We start from the raw sequence: 20033 nt of genomic DNA, 5'->3' as shown, positions 1-20033 counted from the left end.
CGACCCGCGCAAAGAGTGGATAATTTACTAATTAGGCATGAAACAATCATTGCAAAATATACTTTTTAAATTACCCATAAAACGATGAGCTGAAGCGAGTTATTCAAAGTCATATGTATTGCTGATATTTGAAAGAGTGACCTGAGACCCAATATATAATTAGGACTGCTAAGTAAAGTTTGGACATTATATCATAAAAGAGAGAAAAGACAGATTTGAGATTTCGCAGAAGCAAAAACAGCCCAAATAGGGCTGTTAGCTAACAAATCAGTCTCAACTTAAATCGCAAACAAGTCATTCAAGTTCTCAGCCAAGGTTGGGTGAGTGAAGATTTGTTTTGTGAAGTAAGTGTAAGGGATCTTGTTGTCCATAGCAACAGTGATGATGTTGATGATTTCTTGAGAACCTTCTGAGAAGATAGTTGCACCGAGAATTTCTTTGGTTTCAGTGTTGACAACAGCTTTGAAAGCTCCACGAAGATCTCCATTAACGTGACCGCGAGGCATGGCTGCAACAGGGATTTCCTTCACTGCGTATGGAAGTTTCAAATCAGCTGCTTGGCTTTCCGTCAAACCAACTTGTGAAAGTGCAGGTGTGATGAATATAGTGTTTGGTACATTGAGACGGTCTTCAAGTGTGTAGCTGCCATCTCCAGCAAGGTAACTATAGACAACACGGAAGTCATCAAGTGAAATGTAGGTAAATTGAGGTCCACCGTTGACGTCTCCAACTGCAAAGACACCAGGAACGTTTGTTTGACAATGTTTGTCTACTTTAATAGCACCACGTTTAGTTAGTTCAATATCTGTGTTTTCAAGTTGAAGTGGTTCTACGTTTGGTTTACGTCCAGTTGCGTAGAGAAGGGCGTCGAAACGGTAAGTTTCGTTTTCAGTTACGACGAGAACTTGGTCACCGTCGTTTTTGATTTCAGTAGTACGGATGTTTTGAAGCAATTCAATACCGTCTTCTTCCATGTATTGTTTAGCAAGAGCTGCGATGGAAGGTTCTGCACGAGGTAGGAAAGTATCCAAGGCATCTAGGACTGTAACTTTGCTTCCAAGTTTGTTGTAAAGACCTGCAAATTCAAGACCGATATTTCCGCCACCAAGGACTCCAAGTTTTTCAGGCAATTTATCCAAGTTTTGGATACCTGTTGAGTCAAAGACGTTTTTGCTTGTAGCAAGTCCAGGGATTGGCAAGACGTTTGAAACAGCACCAGTGTTGATGACGATTGTTTCAGCAGTCAGTTCTTGTTTTTCATCACCAGCTTGGATTTCGATGACTTTGTTTGAAAGGAAGTGAGCTTCCGCATCAAAGATATCCACACCTGTACCCGCAACAGTAGCATAGTTTTTACCGTTGAGGCGACTAGTGATAGTATTTTTGGTAGCAATGACTTCTTCAAAAGACAAATCTTTCTCAGCAGCAACTAGCAAGGTTTTAGTTGGGATACATCCGATGTTAATACAAGTTCCACCGTACATAGCTTTACTACGTTCAACGAGGGCAACTTTTTTGCCAGCTGAAGCCAATTTACCAGCTAGTGTTTTCCCAGCTTTACCAAATCCAATAACGATTAAATCATATGTTAACATTCATAGTCCTCCTATTTGATTTTCATTCTAGCACAAGAAAACACTTTTTGCACAAATCTGCTACGGGAAATGATTTCCGGTCAAAAAGTCTATCAAAAACTTCTATAATTCTAATTCAATAGATAATAAATCGTTTACATAGTTTTCCTAATGGATTCTACTATCTTTTGCTCTAGTCTTGTGTTATACTAGATAGGTTGCAAAGAAACCAGTACTTTTCTTTCGTGGAAAAGAAGCAACACGGTATCTCATTTTTTAAGAAGATACGTCATGAAAAGAAAAGTATACACTAAAGCCTTATAGGGTGGCTTCGCACCACCTTTAGAAAGAAGAAAAACGTGAAATTTAATGAATTTAACTTGTCTGCTGAATTGCTAGCAGAGATTGAAAAAGCTGGATTTGTAGAAGCAAGTCCTATCCAAGAACAGACTATTCCATTGGCTCTCGAAGGAAAAGATGTTATCGGTCAAGCTCAGACTGGTACAGGAAAAACTGCTGCCTTTGGTTTGCCAACCCTTGAAAAAGTCCGTACAGAAGAAGCGACCATCCAAGCCTTGGTCATCGCTCCAACTCGTGAACTTGCTGTCCAAAGTCAAGAGGAACTCTTCCGCTTTGGCCGTAGCAAGGGAGTGAAAGTTCGCTCAGTTTACGGTGGTTCCAGCATTGAAAAGCAAATCAAGGCTCTTAAATCTGGTGCTCACATCGTGGTAGGAACACCAGGCCGTCTCTTGGACTTGATTAAACGCAAGGCCTTGAAATTACAAGATATTGAAACTCTGATCCTTGACGAAGCGGACGAAATGCTCAACATGGGCTTCCTTGAAGACATCGAAGCCATCATTTCCCGTGTCCCTGCAAATCGTCAAACCTTGCTCTTCTCAGCAACCATGCCAGATGCTATCAAACGTATCGGTGTTCAGTTTATGAAAGACCCTGAACATGTCAAGATTGCTGCCAAAGAATTGACAACAGAATTGGTTGACCAGTACTATATCCGAGTTAAAGAACAAGAAAAATTTGATACCATGACCCGTCTCATGGATGTAGAACAACCAGAACTTGCTATCGTATTTGGTCGCACCAAACGCCGTGTGGATGAATTGACTCGTGGTCTTAAAATCCGTGGCTTCCGTGCTGAAGGAATTCATGGTGATTTGGACCAAAATAAACGTCTTCGTGTCCTTCGTGATTTTAAAAATGGTAACCTTGATGTTCTAGTTGCGACAGACGTGGCAGCACGTGGTTTGGATATCTCAGGTGTGACCCATGTCTACAACTACGATATTCCACAAGATCCTGAAAGTTATGTTCACCGTATTGGTCGTACAGGTCGTGCTGGTAAGTCAGGTCAGTCTATTACTTTCGTAGCTCCAAACGAAATGGGCTACCTTCAAATCATCGAAAACTTGACTAAGAAACGCATGAAAGGCTTGAAACCAGCGACAGCAGAAGAAGCCTTCCAAGCTAAGAAACAAGTAGCTCTCAAGAAAATCGAACGTGATTTTGCGGATGAAACTATTCGTGGGAACTTTGAGAAATTTGCTAAAGATGCTCGTAAGTTAGCTGCCGAATTTAGTCCAGAAGAATTGGCTATGTATATCTTGAGTCTGACAGTCCAAGATCCAGATAGTCTTCCTGAAGTGGAGATTGCGCGTGAAAAACCACTGCCGTTCAAACCGTCAGGAAATGGACGTTCTGGAGGTAATCGTGGACGCGACAATCGTCGAGGAGATAACCGTCGTGGTGGCCGCCGTGATGATTTCAAAAAAGGCAACCGCGGGAACGATCGTTTTGATAAAGACAGACGCTATCGTAATAAAGACAATAAAAAACCTCACAACACCTCAAGCGAAAAGAAGACTGGCTTTGTTATTCGTAACAAAGGAGACAAGTAGGAAAAAGCGATTCACATTGTGAATCGCTTTTATATATAAGGAGACCAAGGGTAAAAGAAGATGGTGATAGTAAAGGATAGGTGAAACGGAAAGGGATTTACCATGTCATCTTCTTATAATGTTATATTAATAAAAAATAATTCAGCTGTCAACACAAAAGATCTTATTTTTCTAAAATATTTTTGCTGTTCAAAATTGTAATTAAATAAGCAATTTTCAGATAATAATTGAAAATTCACGCTCTTTATGTTATAATGATAGCGATTAAATGCGAGGTAAAAAATGGCACATTTATTAGAAAAAACAAGAAAAATTACTTCTATTTTGAAACGCTCAGAGGAGCAACTTCAAGATGAACTTCCTTATAATGCGATTACACGCCAGTTGGCAGATATTATTGATTGTAACGCTTGTATTGTGAATAGCAAGGGACGCCTTTTAGGCTACTTTATGCGTTATAAAACGAATACAGATCGTGTAGAGCAGTTTTTTCAAACTAAGATTTTTCCAGATGATTATATTCAAGGTGCAAACATGATCTATGATACGGAAGCCAACCTTCCTGTTGAACATGATTTGACCATTTTCCCTGTAGAGAGCCGTGCGGATTTTCCAGATGGTTTGACGACCATTGCTCCGATTCATGTATCAGGGATTCGCCTAGGTTCGTTGATCATTTGGCGCAATGATAAGAAATTTGAAGATGAAGATTTGATTCTTGTTGAGATTGCGAGCACGGTGGTAGGGATTCAACTCTTGAACTTCCAACGTGAAGAAGATGAGAAAAATATCCGCCGCCGTACTGCTGTTACTATGGCGGTCAATACCCTTTCTTACTCAGAACTTCGTGCTGTTTCAGCTATTTTAGCTGAGCTGGATGGAAATGAAGGGCAGCTGACTGCATCTGTTATTGCAGACCGTATTGGAATCACGCGCTCAGTGATTGTCAATGCTCTCCGTAAGCTGGAGTCGGCAGGAATTATTGAAAGCCGTTCACTCGGAATGAAGGGGACTTATCTCAAAGTTCTAATTGGTGATATTTTTGAGGAAGTGAAAAAGAGGGACTACTAATGGCAAAGGCTTTAATCTCAATTGACTATACAGAGGATTTCGTAGCAGACCATGGAAAGCTGACTGCAGGGGCACCTGCTCAAGCCATATCAGAGGCAATTAATCGAGTGACCAGATTGGCTTTTGAACGTGGGGACTATGTTTTCTTCACCATTGATGCTCATGAGGAAGGGGATGATTTTCATCCTGAGAGTAAACTTTTCCCACCTCACAACATCATTGGAACTAGTGGTCGCAACTTGTATGGAAAACTAGCAGATTTTTACCAAGTCCATGCTTCTGATAGTCGTGTCTTTTGGATGGACAAGCGTCACTATTCAGCGTTTTCAGGAACAGACCTAGATATCCGTTTGCGGGAACGTCGGGTTGATACAGTCATCCTAACTGGAGTCCTGACTGACATTTGTGTTCTTCATACGGCTATTGATGCCTATAATTTAGGTTATCAAATCGAGATTGTCAAACCTGCGGTCGCCTCTATTTGGCCAGAAAATCATCAGTTTGCTCTTGGTCATTTTAAGAACACTCTGGGAGCCAAGTTGCTGGATGAAAATCTGGCTGAAATCCAAGAATAATTCCCTTGGAAAAATGAAAAAAATCTGAAAAAAGTGTTGACAAAGATTTTGAAAGTTGATATACTAGTAAAGTAATCGACGCGGGGATGGCGGAATTGGCAGACGCGCAGGACTAAGGATCCTGTGACCGCTTTAGGTCGTGAGGGTTCAAGTCCCTCTCTCCGCATAGGATAAGAGTTAGCTTTGGCTAGCTCTTTTTGTTTTTACAAAGAAGACTAGAGGCTACGTTTCGTATCTCGAAAAATATTGGCATCAAGAACAGTCATTGTATCAGAACATTTAAACTGAGTTTTCCATTTCATTCTACCAAGAATTTTCTCAGACACAAGTCAGAAAATGAAGAACTTAGGAAATGGAGAATACTAAGCTGAAAGACGGTGCCAGCATTTATAAAATGGAGTATATTTTTGATTGGTAAAACGCATTCTATATGAGAAAAGTTAGCGTTTGCTAGCTTTTTTGTTTTTTTCAAAAAAATTTTTTTGATTTCATAAACATTTCATATTTGGATTTTATAATAGTCTTACAAATATGGAGGTGACAAATGAATCCAATCCAAAGAGCTTGGGCTTATGTCAGCAGAAAACGACTGAGAAGTTTTATTTTATTTCTGATTTTATTTGTCCTTTTAGTAGGAATTTCAGCCTGTTTGACTCTGATGAAGTCCAACAAAACAGTAGAAAGCAATCTTTACAAATCGCTCAACACATCTTTTTCTATCAAAAAGATAGAAAATGGACAGACCTTCAAGTTGTCTGACCTAGCATCCGTGAGCAAGATTAAGGGACTGGAAAATGTCTCTCCTGAACTCGAAACGGTCGCAAAACTGAAAGACAAGGAAGCGGTGAGTGGTGAGCAGAGCGTAGAACGTGATGATTTGTCTGCTGCAGACAAGAACTTGGTTAGCTTAACGGCTCTCGAGGATTCATCCAAGGATGTCACCTTTACCAGTTCGGCTTTCAATCTAAAAGAAGGGCGACACCTTCAAAAAGGAGACTCTAAGAAAATCCTTATTCACGAAGAGTTGGCTAAGAAGAACGGTCTTTCGCTTCATGACAAGATTGGCTTGGATGCTGGTCAATCCGAAGCTGGAAAAGGGCAAACAGTAGAGTTTGAAATTGTCGGCATCTTTTCTGGAAAAAAACAAGAGAAGTTCACAGGCTTGTCTTCTGACTTCAGTGAAAACCAAGTCTTTACAGACTATGAAAGCAGCCAAACCCTTCTGGGAAATAGTGAAGCTCAAGTCAGTGCAGCGCGCTTCTATGTAGAAAATCCTAAGGAAATGGACGGACTCATGAAGCAGGTGGAAAACTTGGCTTTGGAAAGTCAAGGCTACCAAGTTGAGAAGGAAAACAAGGCCTTTGAACAAATTAAAGACTCAGTTGCAACCTTCCAAACCTTCCTCACCATCTTCCTTTATGGGATGTTGATAGCAGGAGCAGGAGCTTTGATTTTGGTCTTGTCTCTCTGGTTGAGAGAAAGAGTCTACGAAGTGGGAATTTTACTCGCACTTGGAAAAAGCAAGAGCTCGATCTTCCTCCAGTTCTGTTTAGAGGTAGTTTTGGTATCACTTGGAGCTTTGCTTCCAGCATTTGTTGCAGGAAACGCCATCACATCCTATCTGCTTCAAACTGTACTAGCCAGTGGAGATCAGGCAACCTTACAAGACACGCTGGCCAAAGCAAGCGGTCTATCAACTAGTCTCCTATCCTTTGCAGAATCCTATGTCTTTCTGCTCCTGATTGGTTGCTTGTCTGTAGCCCTTTGTTTCCTATTCTTATTTAGAAAATCGCCTAAGGAAATTTTATCATCTATTAGTTAATACTCTTCGAAAATCTCTTCAAACCGCGTTAGTCTTATCTGCAGCCTCAAAGCTGTGCTTTGAGCAACCTACGGCTAGATTCCTAGTTTGATCTTTGATTTTCATTGAGTATAAGAAGGAGAAATCATGACTTTATTACAATTGCAAGATGTTACCTACCGTTACAAGAACACTGCTGAAGCAGTTTTATATCAGATCAAGTATAATTTTGAACCCGGAAAATTTTATAGTATCATTGGTGAGTCAGGAGCAGGAAAATCCACTCTCTTGTCCCTGCTTGCTGGTCTAGATAGTCCTGTTGAAGGTTCTATCCTTTTCCAAGGAGAGGACATTCAGAATAAGGGGTATTCTTACCATCGCATGCACCATATTTCCCTAGTCTTTCAAAATTATAACTTGATAGATTATCTTTCTCCGCTGGAAAATATCCGCTTGGTCAACAAAAAAGCAAGCAAGGATACACTTCTTGAGCTTGGTTTGGATGAAAGTCAGATCAAGCGGAACGTTCTCCAGTTATCAGGTGGTCAACAACAACGTGTAGCCATCGCTCGCAGTTTGGTATCAGAAGCTCCAGTTATTCTAGCTGATGAGCCAACAGGAAATCTGGACCCTAAAACTGCCGGAGATATTATCGAACTGCTCAAATCACTTGCCGAGAAAACAGGTAAATGTGTGATCGTCGTCACCCACAGTAAAGAAGTGGCACAAGCGTCAGATATTACACTTGAATTGAAGGACAAGAAACTGACTGAAACTCGCAATACTACAAAATAAGATGAGTTTGTTTTGATAGAATGATAAAAACGAATCAAATCTAGAAAGGGAACCTATGTTACACAACGCATTTGCCTATGTTACAAGGAAGTTTTTCAAATCGATTGTTATCTTCCTGATTATTCTCCTCATGGCGAGCTTGAGTTTGGTCGGCTTGTCGATCAAGGGAGCTACTGCCAAGGCTTCTCAGGAGACCTTTAAAAATATCACCAATAGCTTCTCCATGCAAATCAATCGTCGCGTCAATCAAGGAACGCCACGTGGTTCTGGGAATATCAAGGGTGAGGATATCAAAAAAATCACCGAAAACAAGGCCATCGAGTCTTATGTTAAACGCATCAACGCTATCGGAGATTTGACTGGATACGACCTGATTGAAACGCCAGAAATCAAGAAAAATCTCACTGCTGACCGAGCAAAACGGTTTGGAAGTAGTTTGATGATTACAGGTGTCAATGATTCCTCTAAAGAAGATAAATTTGTCTCTGGTTCATATAAGCTGGTCGAAGGTGAGCACCTAACCAACGACGACAAGGACAAGATCCTCATGCACAAGGACTTGGCAGCCAAACACGGCTGGAAAGTTGGAGATAAGGTCAAACTAGACTCTAATATCTACGATGCAGACAATGAAAAAGGAGCCAAGGAAACAGTCGAAGTGACTATCAAGGGACTCTTTGATGGTCATAATAAGTCAGCAGTAACCTACTCACAAGAACTCTATGAAAACACAGCTATCACAGACATTCACACTGCTGCAAAACTTTATGGATACACAGAAGACACAGCTATTTATGGGGACGCAACCTTTTTTGTAACAGCAGACAAGAACTTGGATGATGTTATGAAAGAGTTGAATGGTATCAGCGGTATCAACTGGAAGAGCTACACACTTGTGAAGAGCTCCTCTAACTACCCAGCTCTAGAGCAATCCATCTCTGGTATGTACAAGATGGCCAACCTCCTCTTCTGGGGTAGCTTGAGCTTCTCAGTTCTTCTCCTTGCGCTCTTGCTTAGTCTTTGGATCAACGCCCGTCGCAAGGAAGTGGGAATCCTCCTCTCTATCGGTCTCAAGCAGGCAAGTATCTTGGGGCAATTCATTACCGAATCTATCTTGATTGCTATTCCTGCTCTTATTTCTGCTTACTTCCTAGCCAACTACACAGCCCGTGCCATCGGAAATACTGTTCTTGCCAATGTCACTTCAGGTGTTGCCAAGCAAGCCAGCAAGGCTGCTCAAGCCTCTAATCTTGGTGGTGGTGCAGAAGTAGATGGCTTTAGTAAGACCTTGTCGAGCCTAGATATTTCTATTCAGACATCAGACTTTATCATCGTCTTTGTCCTTGCCTTGGTTCTAGTGGTTCTCGTTATGGCGCTTGCCTCAAGCAATCTCCTCAGAAAACAACCAAAAGAGCTCTTGCTCGATAGTGAATAAAAAACTTGCTACCTATTCTCCCCTAAATGGGGTATAATATAGGTAGCATTTTTATCTATTTTATCTTGATAAGGACTCGTCCTATCAGGATGAAACAGAGAAGATTTACAAGAAACTTAAAGGAATGTGAAACGTTTTTCTATGAAAATTTTAATTGTAGAAGATGAGGAGATGATTCGTGAGGGGATTAGTGACTATCTGACGGATTGTGGTTATGAAACCATTGAAGCAGCAGACGGTCAGGAAGCTCTGGAAAAATTTTCCAGCTATGAAGTTGCTCTAGTACTGCTGGATATCCAGATGCCCAAGCTTAATGGTCTCGAAGTCCTAGCTGAGATTCGTAAAACCAGTCAGGTTCCCGTCTTGATGCTGACCGCCTTTCAGGATGAGGAATACAAGATGAGCGCCTTTGCCTCTCTGGCAGACGGCTATCTGGAAAAACCCTTCTCCCTCTTCCTCTTAAAAGTGAGGGTGGATGCAATTTTTAAGCGCTACTACGATACAGGACGAGTCTTCTCTTATAAAGATACTAAGGTGGATTTTGATAGTTACAGTGCAACTCTAGCAGGTCAAGAAGTGGCTATCAATGCCAAGGAGTTGGAAATTCTGGACTATCTGGTGAAAAATGAAGGACGAGCCTTGACCCGATCTCAGATAATTGATGCGGTCTGGAAGGTGACAGATGAGGTTCCCTTTGACCGTGTCATTGATGTCTATATCAAGGAATTACGGAAAAAGCTAGACTTGGATTGTATCCTCACTGTGCGCAATGTTGGTTATAAATTGGAGCGAAAATGAAACGGACAGGTCTATTTACAAAGATTTTTATCTATACCTTCTCGATTTTTAGTGTTCTGGTTATTTGTCTTCATTTAGCCATTTATTTTCTCTTTCCCTCTACTTATCTAAGTCATCGTCAGGAAACCATTGGTCAGAAAGCGACAGCCATTGCCCAGTCCCTGGATGGAAAAGATAGGCAGAATATTGAGCAAGTCTTAGACTTGTATTCCCAGACCAGTGATATCAAAGGGTCCGTTAAGGGTGAGATGACTGAGGACAAGTTAGAAGTCAAGGACAATCTTCCTCTGGATACGGACCGTCAAACTACTTCCCTCTTTATCGAGGAGCGTGAGGTGAAAACGCAAGATGGTAGCACTATGACTCTCCAGTTTCTAGCGTCTATGGATTTGCAAAAAGAAGCAGAGCAGATTAGTCTTCAATTTCTTCCCTATACCTTGTTGGCATCCTTTTTGATTTCCCTTTTGGTAGCTTATATCTATGCTCGGACTATTGTTGCTCCGATCTTGGAAATCAAGCGGGTGACCCGTCGGATGATGGATTTGGATGCCCAAGTGCGATTGCGCGTGGATTCTAAGGATGAGATAGGTGATCTCAAGGAACAAATCAATAGCCTTTACCAGCATCTCTGGACTGTCATTGCGGACTTGCATGACAAGAATGAAGCTATTCTCCAGCTGGAGAAGATGAAGGTTGAGTTCCTACGAGGGGCTTCTCATGAATTGAAAACACCTCTGGCTAGCTTGAAAATTCTGATTGAAAATATGAAAGAAAATGTAGGTCGTTATAAGGATAGAGACCACTATCTGGGAGTTGCCTTGGGAATTGTAGACGACCTCAGTCACCACGTTCTCCAGATATTGTCTCTTTCTTCTGTTCAGGAATTGCGAGACGAGAAAGAAGAGGTTGACCTCCTTCAGATGACGCAAAGTCTGGTCAAGGATTATGCTTTGCTCGCCAAGGAAAGAGAACTTCAGATAGATAATAGCTTGACCCATCAGCAGGCTTACATAAACCCATCTGTCATGAAATTGATTCTATCGAATCTCATCAGTAATGCTATCAAGCACTCCACTCCAGGTGGTTTGGTTCGTATCGGCGAGAGAGAAGGGAAACTCTTTATTGAGAATAGCTGTAGTCCTGAAGAACAAGAAAAGCTGGTCCAGTCTTTTTCTGAAAATGCTAGTCGCAAGGCCAAGGGTTCAGGGATGGGACTCTTTGTGGTCAAAAGTTTATTAGAACATGAGAAATTGCCTTATCGTTTTGAAAGGCAGGATGATCGCTTGACTTTCTTTATACGCTTTCCTAGAGTTAGCCAAGATTAAAAAAGAAAAGGCTTACATCAATCGGATTAGAAGAAATTCAATCTAAAGTATGGGAAAAACTAGCTTTTTTTATCAAAAAGTGATAAAATGAACAATGTAAATGGGTTGACCCATAAAAATATACAGGAGGCCTGATAAAATGGCAATCGTTTCAGCAGAAAAATTTGTCCAAGCAGCTCGTGACAACGGTTATGCAGTTGGTGGATTTAACACAAACAACCTTGAGTGGACTCAAGCTATCTTGCGTGCAGCAGAAGCTAAAAAAGCTCCAGTTTTGATCCAAACTTCTATGGGTGCTGCGAAATACATGGGTGGTTACAAAGTATGTAAACTTCTCATCGAAAACCTTGTAGAATCAATGGGAATTACTGTACCAGTTGCTATTCACCTTGACCATGGTCATTATGAAGATGCACTTGAATGTATCCGAGTTGGTTATACTTCAGTTATGTTTGACGGTTCACACCTTCCAGTTGAAGAAAACCTTGAAAAAGCTCGTAAAGTTGTAGAATTTGCTCATGCAAACGGCGTATCAGTAGAAGCTGAAGTTGGTACTATCGGTGGTGAAGAAGACGGAATCATTGGTGATGGCGAATTGGCTCCAATTGAAGATGCTAAAGCAATGGTTGCAACTGGTATTGACTTTTTGGCAGCTGGTATCGGTAACATCCACGGTCCTTACCCAGCAAACTGGAAAGGTCTTCACCTTGATCACTTGCAAAAATTGACAGAAGCAGTTCCAGGCTTCCCAATCGTATTGCATGGTGGTTCAGGTATTCCTGATGACCAAATCCAAGCAGCTATCAAACTTGGTGTTGCGAAAGTTAACGTTAACACTGAATGCCAAATCGCATTTGCTAACGCAACTCGTAAATTTGTTGCTGAATACGAAGCAAACGAAGCAGAATACGATAAGAAGAAACTCTTTGACCCACGTAAATTCTTGAAACCAGGTTTCGAAGCAATTACAGAAGCTGTTGAAGAACGTATCGATGTATTCGGTTCAGAAGGTAAAGCTTAATTTAGCTGAACAATATAGAAAGAGAAACCTGCCATTGGGCAGGTTTTTTGTGTTTATTTTTATGGAGAATATACTTAAGACTACTATATCCAAAGCTGCTAAACGAATGTAATTTTTTACAATGATTCTAAGACTACCCTTGGCTAACAAATATAACAGCTTTACGCCTGTTTTCAAAGGAAATAACTGTCTTTCCCAAAGTAAATTGGAACACCTAATTTTTAAGAATACAGAGTAGCTAAATTAATGATAGAACTTTCATTCAAAATAACAATATGATTTTTCTAGTTTCGTGATCTAAGTATTAAAAGCATCCAAATAGATAAGGGAGATAAAAAATAATAATAAAAACCAATAATAGTTGACTTTTTTGAAATAAAATCTTAAAATAAGACTATAAATTTCAAAGAGGTGTTCTATGGAAAATTTACCAACCCAAATCTTTAAGTTTGCTCAAGTATTTTCAACAAGTCGCAAGAAAGATATTGAGAAAATATTTTATGATAATGAGTTTGAAACTAAGAATAGTCTACCAATTTTAACTTGGGATTTTATTTATCGTGATATTGTAAACACCGCCAAAGTAAATGGTTTAATATCACCCACTATGTATATGGGCGCTCTGTGGACGGCAAGAGGAGTAATTATTGAGGGTGTCCTATATGTTTTTATGATGAAGAAAAGATTTGAAGATGTAACTAATAAATACGAAAAGCATCACTATCTTACTTGTATAGCACGTGCGAAAAATTCTCATTTAAATGGAAAAGAAGACGGTAAACTATCCATTGAATTATTTAATGATCTGGATGATGATGGGTTGAGTGATTCACAAATTGAACAAGCGAAGAAATTATTGGGAGATCATTATAATTCGATTGATGAGATTAGGGTTGTTACCTTTGATAAAAAAACTAAAGAAGTGATTGTTAATCAGGTAAATGCCTTTTGTGAATTTATTGATGCTGTAAATATCACAGAATTTGATTTTACAAAACTTGAAGAAGATGGACGTGGAAATAATCCTGAAAAACCTCTTGTTGCATTGAAATCTGACGTACAGAAACAATTGGAGTCACAAAAGCATGTTAGTCTTCCTGTTGAAAAGAAGGAAGAGAATACTAAATTATAATATTTTATATAAAATAGGAGTAAATAATGCTTCAGATTAGTTTTAATGGTGCTCGCTTAAAAGAGGCAAGACTTTTTAACAAAAAAAGTATTACTCAGATTGCAGAGTTTTTAAACGTTTCAAAACAAATGGTTTCTAAATATGAAAAAGGACGAGCAACTCCAAGTGAAGAATCGTTAGAAATATTGGAAAAGAAATTAAAGTTTCCGAGAGATTTCTTTTTTGGAAATGATAATTTTAGCTTAAGTTCTACAGGCACATTTTTTAGAAGTCGTTACACAGCGACTCAAACAGAAAAAATGCCTGCAGAAATAAATAAAAACTATGTTGCTTTAATAAGAGATTATTTGGGAGAATTTATTGATTTTCCAAATCTTGACTGGGGTCTTTCTGGTTTAGACTATACTCCACAAGAATACGCAAGCTACATAAGAGAGAAATGGGAACTTGGAGATAGACCAATTGATAACTTGTCGTTGTTGATGGAAGAAAAAGGTTTTGTTATTTCTAGAATAGACACTCAGAGTGATAAAGTTGATGCTTTTGGTTCAGCTGTCAAAGTAAATAATAATGAGTATTATGTTGTTATGTTAGAGGGGACAGAGTATTCATTCTATCGTCAGCAGTTTAGTTTAGCCCATGAATTAGGACATTGGTTAATGCATGAAAGTTGTAAGTCACCTCAAGACATGGGAGCAATTGAATATAAGCAAATGGAAGACGAAGCGAATGAGTTTGCGGCTGAATTTCTATTGCCAATGGATTCGTTTAAAGCTTCTCTCATTGGGTATGAAAATGATCTAGAGTACTACAGGTATCTAAAAAGAATTTGGCAAGTCTCAATTAGTATGATGATAATGCGTGCTAAGTCATTGAATATCATAGATTCCAATGAGTATACAAACTTGTATAAGAAGCTTAGTTACAGAGGTTGGAGAAAAAATGAGCCCTTAGACTCAACGAAATTGATTAGTAATCCTCTATCTTTAAAACAGTCAGTAGAGCTATTAGTGGAAAATAGAATTGTGATGGATATATCTGCTGATATATATAGAGTATACAATAAATTATTGCCGAATTTTTTAATTGAGGATTTATGTGGCTTAGAGGCAGGATATCTTGATGAACTGAATGATAGGTATCCAAATATTATTAGTCTTACTAAAGAAAGAATAAGAAGAACATAGAATAGTCCAAAGTGTACTTTTTACAATTCGTAGCCTGCCCAATGGGCAGGTTTTTTGGTGGTTTAAGGAAACTACTAAACCAGAATTTTTGATTAAAACTATTATTTTAAGAGTAAAATCTCTAATTTCACAATCTGTAGGCAAACGCTTGCATTCCATTTTTTATTGGACTATAATAGGTTGGTATAAAGCCTTCTGTAATAATAAAATGTAGAGGGGTTAGAAAGTAAGGATTTAGAATATTTGTAGTCAAAAATACAATATTGCTATTCCTTGCGACAGGGAGATAGATATGGCAATGATAGAAGTGGAACATCTTCAGAAGAATTTTGTGAAGACAGTAAAGGAGCCGGGGTTAAAGGGAGCTTTGCGCTCCTTTATTCATCCTGAAAAGCAGACCTTTGAAGCGGTCAAGGATTTGACTTTTGAGGTACCCAAGGGCCAAATTTTAGGCTTTATCGGAGCCAATGGTGCTGGGAAGTCGACAACCATCAAAATGCTGACAGGGATTTTGAAACCGACGTCTGGTTTTTGTCGGATTAATGGCAAAATTCCGCAGGACAATCGCCAAGACTATGTCAAGGATATTGGAGTGGTATTTGGACAACGCACCCAGCTATGGTGGGATTTGGCTCTGCAAGAAACCTACACGGTGTTAAAAGAAATTTACGATGTGCCAGACTCTCTTTTCCATAAGCGCATGGACTTTTTAAATGAAGTCTTGGATTTGAAGGACTTTATCAAGGATCCCGTGCGAACTCTTTCACTTGGTCAACGGATGCGGGCGGACATTGCGGCTTCCTTGCTCCACAATCCTAAGGTTCTCTTTTTAGATGAGCCGACCATTGGTTTGGACGTTTCGGTCAAGGATAACATTCGTCGTGCCATTACCCAGATCAATCAGGAGGAAGAAACAACCATTCTCTTGACCACTCACGATCTGAGTGATATTGAGCAACTCTGTGATCGAATTTTTATGATTGATAAGGGGCAGGAGATTTTTGATGGAACGGTGAGCCGGCTCAAGGAAACCTTTGGCAAGATGAAGACTCTTTCCTTTGAATTGGTGCCAGGGCAGAGTCATCTCTTTTCTCACTATGAAGGCCTACCTGATATGACCATTGATAGACAAGGAAATAGCCTCAATATTGAATTTGATAGTTCCCGCTACCAGTCGGCTGATATTATCAAGCAAACCCTATCTGATTTTGAAATCCGTGATTTGAAGATGGTGGATACGGATATTGAGGATATTATCCGTCGCTTCTATCGGAAGGAGCTTTAAGATGGTCAAATTGTGGAGACGTTATAAACCCTTTATCAATGCAGGGGTTCAGGAGTTGATCACCTATCGAGTCAACTTTCTTCTTTATCGGATTGGCGATGTGATGGGGGCTTTTGTGGCCTTTTATCTCTGGAAGGCTGTCTTTGATTCCTCGCAAGAGCCTTTGATTCAGGGATTCAGTATGGCAGATATCACCCTCTACATCATCATGAGTTTTGTGACCAATCTGTTAACCAAGTCAGATAGCTCCTTTATGATTGGGGAGGAGGTCAAGGATGGCTCCATTATCATGCGCTTGCTGCGACCAGTGCATTTTGCGGCCTCTTACCTATTCACCGAGCTTGGTTCCAAGTGGTTGATTTTTATCTCTGTTGGACTGCCATTTTTAAGTGTCATTGTTTTGATGAAAGTCTTATCGGGGCAAGGAATTGTAGAAGTGCTAGGCTTAACGGTCCTTTATCTTTTTAGCTTAACGCTGGCCTATCTGATTAACTTTTTCTTTAATATCTGCTTTGGATTTTCAGCCTTTGTATTTAAAAATCTATGGGGTTCTAATCTACTCAAGACTTCCTTAGTGGCCTTTATGTCTGGAAGCTTGATTCCTTTGGATTTCTTTCCTAAGGTGGTTTCAGATATTTTGTCCTTCTTGCCTTTTTCATCTTTGATCTATACTCCGGTCATGATCATTGTTGGGAAATACGATGCCAGTCAGATTTTTCAAGCTATCTTGCTACAGTTTTTCTGGCTTTTAGTGATGGTGGGCTTGTCTCAGTTGATTTGGAAACGAGTCCAGTCATTCATCACCATTCAAGGAGGTTAGTATGAAAAAATATCAACGCATGCATCTGATTTTTATCAGACAATACATCAAACAAATCATGGAATATAAGGTGGATTTTGTGGTTGGTGTGTTAGGAGTCTTTCTGACTCAAGGCTTGAATCTTTTATTTCTCAATGTCATCTTTCAACACATTCCCTCGCTAGAAGGCTGGACCTTTCAAGAGATTGCCTTTATCTATGGTTTTTCCTTGATTCCCAAGGGACTGGACCATCTCTTTTTTGATAATCTTTGGGCACTGGGGCAGCGCTTGGTGCGAAAGGGAGAGTTTGACAAGTATCTGACTCGTCCTATCAATCCTCTCTTTCACATCCTCGTCGAGACCTTTCAGATTGATGCCTTGGGCGAACTATTGGTCGGTGGCATTTTACTAGGGACTACGGTGACTAGCATTGCTTGGACTCTTCCCAAATTCCTGCTTTTCCTAGTCTGTATTCCTTTTGCGACCTTGATTTATACTTCCTTGAAAATCGCGACCGCCAGTATCGCTTTTTGGACCAAGCAGTCAGGCGCCATGATATACATTTTCTATATGTTCAATGATTTTGCCAAGTACCCGATTTCCATTTACAATTCGCTTCTTCGCTGGTTGATTAGCTTTATCGTGCCTTTCGCCTTTACGGCCTACTATCCGGCTAGCTATTTCTTGCAGGACAAGGATGGGCTCTTTAATATCGGTGGTTTGATTCTGATTTCTCTTGTCTTCTTTTTCATTTCTTTGAAACTATGGGACAGGGGCTTAGATGCCTACGAAAGTGCGGGTTCGTAAAAGGAAGAATCTCAAAGCCTTGTCTCAGGACAGGCTTTTTCTAATGGAGATAAAAATTTCTTGACATCTATTCTCAGAGTGCTATACTAAAAGGGTAACCGCCGATTTAGCTCAGTTGGTAGAGCAACGCACTCGTAACGCGTAGGTCACAGGTTCAAGCCCTGCAATCGGCAGAATCAAGAAGCCCAATTAAGGCTTCTTTTTTTGTTGTCGATAATATTCAACCACTTAGACCGAGATAGAGACCAGATAGGCAAAAAGGCTTGTTCTTGAAAAAATCCTCTGCTATAATGATTTTTGTAAAGGGCGTGAAGGGTTAATGTCAGACAATTCAGGTTCCTAAAAAAGAAAATGGAGACAAAAAATGAAAAAATTATTGGGAATCGTATTTTTAGTAGCGGCAGCGGTAGTATTGTATTTTGGTTCTGTTGGATGGCCAAGTTTGGATGTCAACCTCTGGTCATTGATTCCAGTAGGTTTGTTCCTCTATTTCACTCTAGAAAACTTTTTGAAAAAAGACTACAAGGCTAGTCTGATGTGCTTGATTATTGCCTTTATCATTGCAAATGCCATTTTGGATCTTTTACCAATTTCAAGTGGTTTGGTAATTGGTGCAGGAGTGCTAGCTTGTATAGGACTTGGCTACCTCTGTCCTGATAAATATAAAAAAGAAGACAAATAAAAAGTCTCGAGGTTTCTCGAGACTTTTTATTTACCAGCGTAGTATTTTTGGATGCCTTTCACAATGCCTGCGACTAGTCTATCTTGGTATCGATCATCACGAATCCGTTGATTTTCAGTGAAATTATCCATATAACCGAGTTCTAGGAGGACGGCTGGTTTGGCAGTTTCGCGTAGAACGGCAAAACTGCTTTCCAATAAGCCAGCGTCCTTAGCTCCTGTTTCTGCTAGAAGAGAGGAGTGGATAGCAGCAGCGAGGCGTTTGCTTTCACTCATACGATCAGGATGGTTGTGCCAGTATTGATTAATCTTGCTTGGATAGTCGGGTTCATCGCTATAGGAGTACGTTTGAATACCACTTGCTTTTGAGTATGCGCTACCAGTTGCATTGAAATGGATACTGATAAAGATATCAGAGTTGGTTTTATTTACCATTTTTGAACGCTCAGTCTTAAAATCAACATCGATATCACTGTCACGTGATGTGAGGACAGTATAACCTAATTCTTCTAATTTCTTACGCAGTTTGCGATAGATTTGCATGTTGAGATCTTTTTCAGCTACATTGTAGTAAAAGGCACCTGAATCTCGACCACCATGTCCGGGATCTAGGAAAATGGTATTGCTGTATTGACCTTTTACAAATCCACCTTCTGTTGAAACTTCAGAAATCCATTGGCCGTATTTTTGGAACAGGTGTTCCTTTCCGTCTATCTTGTAGGTCCCTGATACATAATGTCCGCTATCGTCCAAATAGTAACGAGCCTTGTAATAGTCGTCGTAAATCCACTCATTCTTGGCCATATAGCCACCAGACTTGAGATAGTAGGCTCCAATCCATTCACGAGCCGCATAGGTTCCATCCGCTTTTAGATAGAACCAACTGTTGTAGGCCTTGTCAAAGATCCACTCTTTTTCCGCCATGGCTCCACTAGATTTAAGGTAGTAGCTTCCTTTCCATTTATTGGAAAGCATAACTCCATTTTGTTCAAAAGCGTACCAAGTTCCTTTTATTTTCTCCCATTTGTCTTGGCTGTATTTCCCATATTCATTAGCGTAATACCAATTTTGGTCAATCTTCACCCAGGAGTTTTCCACCATGGCCCCGCTACTGCCGAGCAGGTAAGCACCAACAGTCGTTTTGCTGAGCATCACGCCGCTTTTGTCAAAATAATACCAAGAACCGTTTACTTTTTCCCACTTGTCTTGCGAGATTCTGCCAGATGGTGTGACATAATACCAATTTTGGTCAATCTTCACCCAGCCATTCTCAGCCATGGCCCCGCTTTTAGTAAGGAGATAACCATCAACGATTGTCTGACTGAGCATGACACCATCTTTGTCAAAGTAGTACCAAATTCCTCCGATTTTTTTCCATGTTTGTTGGATGATTTTTCCAGACTCACTGGCGTAGTACCATTTACCCTCAAGAGCTACCCAGCCATTTTCTACCATGACTCCGTCTTTATTGAGAACATAGCCATCAAAGATGGTATCACTGAGTCGATTTCCCTCTTGGTCAAAATAGTACCACTTATCTTGAATTTTTTTCCATTTGAGGACAGGCTGATTGTTTTCATAGAAACGCCACTGTTTATTTTCTTCCTGCCATCCTTCCTTTTTAGGAGCTTCTTCTTTTGCCTTTTCTTTTGGAAGTGTTGCAACCTCCTCTTCAGTTTTAGTTGAAAGATCTTTCTTATCTTCCTTAGAGTTGCTTTGTTCGGTGATAGCAGGAGGATTAGCATTGTTTTCTTCCGCATAGATAGGTGCTTGCGCCAACCCTGCTATTGAAAGGATAACAGCACTTGCCAATATAAACTTTTTCAACGA

General features: G+C 40.1%; 17 protein-coding genes and 2 tRNA genes. 17 read left to right on the top strand and 2 right to left on the bottom strand.

Annotation, left to right across the window (positions count from 1 at the left end):
• Window positions 1–278: 278 nt before the first annotated feature.
• Window positions 279–1595, bottom strand: a complete 1317-nt coding sequence (locus ACVX3R_RS06740) for an FAD-containing oxidoreductase (RefSeq protein WP_458794649.1) — start codon at window positions 1593–1595, stop codon at window positions 279–281.
• A gap of 338 nt (window positions 1596–1933) precedes the next feature.
• On the opposite strand from ACVX3R_RS06740, the gene ACVX3R_RS06735 reads away from it, so the two are divergent.
• The 17 genes from ACVX3R_RS06735 to ACVX3R_RS06655 all read left to right on the top strand — a co-directional run bounded on the left by ACVX3R_RS06735 (window position 1934) and on the right by ACVX3R_RS06655 (window position 18204).
• Window positions 1934–3490: a DEAD/DEAH box helicase gene (locus ACVX3R_RS06735; RefSeq protein WP_458794648.1), complete on the top strand. Its 1557-nt coding sequence runs from the start codon at window positions 1934–1936 to the stop codon at window positions 3488–3490.
• A 282-nt stretch (window positions 3491–3772) separates the two neighbouring features.
• Window positions 3773–4561, top strand: a complete 789-nt coding sequence (gene codY / locus ACVX3R_RS06730) for a GTP-sensing pleiotropic transcriptional regulator CodY (RefSeq protein WP_000940727.1) — start codon at window positions 3773–3775, stop codon at window positions 4559–4561.
• Window positions 4561–5136, top strand: a complete 576-nt coding sequence (locus ACVX3R_RS06725; RefSeq protein ID WP_458794647.1) for a cysteine hydrolase family protein — start codon at window positions 4561–4563, stop codon at window positions 5134–5136. Before codY ends, ACVX3R_RS06725 begins: the two co-directional genes overlap by 1 nt.
• Window positions 5137–5216: 80 nt before the next feature.
• Window positions 5217–5302, top strand: a tRNA-Leu gene (locus ACVX3R_RS06720).
• 378 nt (window positions 5303–5680) lie between these two features.
• Window positions 5681–6958: an ABC transporter permease gene (locus tag ACVX3R_RS06715; protein ID WP_458794646.1), complete on the top strand. Its 1278-nt coding sequence runs from the start codon at window positions 5681–5683 to the stop codon at window positions 6956–6958.
• A 126-nt stretch (window positions 6959–7084) separates the two neighbouring features.
• A complete protein-coding gene (vex2, locus tag ACVX3R_RS06710; RefSeq protein WP_458794645.1) occupies window positions 7085–7732 on the top strand; it encodes an ABC transporter ATP-binding subunit Vex2 in 648 nt (215 codons plus the stop codon).
• A 55-nt stretch (window positions 7733–7787) separates the two neighbouring features.
• Window positions 7788–9167 carry an ABC transporter permease subunit Vex3 gene (gene vex3, locus ACVX3R_RS06705; protein ID WP_458794644.1) on the top strand — a complete coding sequence of 460 codons (1380 nt, stop codon included), beginning with the start codon at window positions 7788–7790 and terminating at the stop codon, window positions 9165–9167.
• Window positions 9168–9308: 141 nt separating this feature from the next.
• On the top strand, window positions 9309–9965 hold the full coding sequence (vncR, locus tag ACVX3R_RS06700) for a response regulator transcription factor VncR (protein ID WP_458794643.1): 657 nt from the start codon (window positions 9309–9311) through the stop codon (window positions 9963–9965).
• On the top strand, window positions 9962–11290 hold the full coding sequence (gene vncS, locus ACVX3R_RS06695; RefSeq protein ID WP_458794642.1) for a sensor histidine kinase VncS: 1329 nt from the start codon (window positions 9962–9964) through the stop codon (window positions 11288–11290). The genes vncR and vncS overlap by 4 nt, the downstream gene beginning before the upstream one ends.
• A gap of 139 nt (window positions 11291–11429) precedes the next feature.
• A complete protein-coding gene (locus ACVX3R_RS06690; protein WP_001019007.1) occupies window positions 11430–12311 on the top strand; it encodes a class II fructose-bisphosphate aldolase in 882 nt (293 codons plus the stop codon).
• A 418-nt stretch (window positions 12312–12729) separates the two neighbouring features.
• Complete coding sequence (locus ACVX3R_RS06685; RefSeq protein ID WP_458794641.1) at window positions 12730–13443, top strand: DUF5986 family protein; 714 nt, start codon at window positions 12730–12732, stop codon at window positions 13441–13443.
• Between the two features lie 26 nt (window positions 13444–13469).
• The gene (locus tag ACVX3R_RS06680; RefSeq protein ID WP_084853772.1) at window positions 13470–14630 is read left to right on the top strand and encodes an XRE family transcriptional regulator; all 1161 of its coding nucleotides are present in this window, start codon (window positions 13470–13472) and stop codon (window positions 14628–14630) included.
• A 292-nt stretch (window positions 14631–14922) separates the two neighbouring features.
• A complete protein-coding gene (locus tag ACVX3R_RS06675) occupies window positions 14923–15915 on the top strand; it encodes an ABC transporter ATP-binding protein (RefSeq protein WP_458794640.1) in 993 nt (330 codons plus the stop codon).
• Window position 15916: 1 nt separating this feature from the next.
• Window positions 15917–16735: an ABC transporter permease gene (locus ACVX3R_RS06670; RefSeq protein WP_458794639.1), complete on the top strand. Its 819-nt coding sequence runs from the start codon at window positions 15917–15919 to the stop codon at window positions 16733–16735.
• Between the two features lies 1 nt (window position 16736).
• Entirely contained in the window at window positions 16737–17522 is a 786-nt protein-coding gene (locus ACVX3R_RS06665) for an ABC transporter permease (protein WP_045498476.1), read from the top strand.
• 100 nt (window positions 17523–17622) lie between these two features.
• Window positions 17623–17695: transfer RNA gene (locus ACVX3R_RS06660), tRNA-Thr, on the top strand.
• A 191-nt stretch (window positions 17696–17886) separates the two neighbouring features.
• Complete coding sequence (locus ACVX3R_RS06655) at window positions 17887–18204, top strand: hypothetical protein (RefSeq protein WP_458794638.1); 318 nt, start codon at window positions 17887–17889, stop codon at window positions 18202–18204.
• Between the two features lie 26 nt (window positions 18205–18230).
• Here ACVX3R_RS06655 and ACVX3R_RS06650 read toward each other — a convergent pair whose 3' ends face one another.
• Window positions 18231–20030, bottom strand: a complete 1800-nt coding sequence (locus ACVX3R_RS06650) for an N-acetylmuramoyl-L-alanine amidase (protein WP_458794637.1) — start codon at window positions 20028–20030, stop codon at window positions 18231–18233.
• Window positions 20031–20033 lie beyond the last annotated feature (3 nt).

The organism is Streptococcus sp. 517s (assembly GCF_054445985.1).
Note: the sequence above shows the minus strand (reverse complement) of the source record. Positions and strands in the feature narration are given on the sequence as shown.

What these genes read in the sequence shown, in the direction of transcription:
- vncR (WP_458794643.1), top strand. Translation starts at nt 9,309, where the DNA reads ATGAAAATTTTAATTGTAGAAGATGAGGAGATGATTCGTGAGGGGATT.
- vex2 (WP_458794645.1), top strand. Translation starts at nt 7,085, where the DNA reads ATGACTTTATTACAATTGCAAGATGTTACCTACCGTTACAAGAACACT.
- ACVX3R_RS06690 (WP_001019007.1), top strand. Translation starts at nt 11,430, where the DNA reads ATGGCAATCGTTTCAGCAGAAAAATTTGTCCAAGCAGCTCGTGACAAC.
- ACVX3R_RS06740 (WP_458794649.1), bottom strand. Translation starts at nt 1,595, where the DNA reads ATGTTAACATATGATTTAATCGTTATTGGATTTGGTAAAGCTGGGAAA.
- vncS (WP_458794642.1), top strand. Translation starts at nt 9,962, where the DNA reads ATGAAACGGACAGGTCTATTTACAAAGATTTTTATCTATACCTTCTCG.
- ACVX3R_RS06680 (WP_084853772.1), top strand. Translation starts at nt 13,470, where the DNA reads ATGCTTCAGATTAGTTTTAATGGTGCTCGCTTAAAAGAGGCAAGACTT.
- ACVX3R_RS06715 (WP_458794646.1), top strand. Translation starts at nt 5,681, where the DNA reads ATGAATCCAATCCAAAGAGCTTGGGCTTATGTCAGCAGAAAACGACTG.
- ACVX3R_RS06685 (WP_458794641.1), top strand. Translation starts at nt 12,730, where the DNA reads ATGGAAAATTTACCAACCCAAATCTTTAAGTTTGCTCAAGTATTTTCA.
- ACVX3R_RS06725 (WP_458794647.1), top strand. Translation starts at nt 4,561, where the DNA reads ATGGCAAAGGCTTTAATCTCAATTGACTATACAGAGGATTTCGTAGCA.
- codY (WP_000940727.1), top strand. Translation starts at nt 3,773, where the DNA reads ATGGCACATTTATTAGAAAAAACAAGAAAAATTACTTCTATTTTGAAA.
- ACVX3R_RS06670 (WP_458794639.1), top strand. Translation starts at nt 15,917, where the DNA reads ATGGTCAAATTGTGGAGACGTTATAAACCCTTTATCAATGCAGGGGTT.
- ACVX3R_RS06655 (WP_458794638.1), top strand. Translation starts at nt 17,887, where the DNA reads ATGAAAAAATTATTGGGAATCGTATTTTTAGTAGCGGCAGCGGTAGTA.
- ACVX3R_RS06675 (WP_458794640.1), top strand. Translation starts at nt 14,923, where the DNA reads ATGGCAATGATAGAAGTGGAACATCTTCAGAAGAATTTTGTGAAGACA.
- ACVX3R_RS06665 (WP_045498476.1), top strand. Translation starts at nt 16,737, where the DNA reads ATGAAAAAATATCAACGCATGCATCTGATTTTTATCAGACAATACATC.
- vex3 (WP_458794644.1), top strand. Translation starts at nt 7,788, where the DNA reads ATGTTACACAACGCATTTGCCTATGTTACAAGGAAGTTTTTCAAATCG.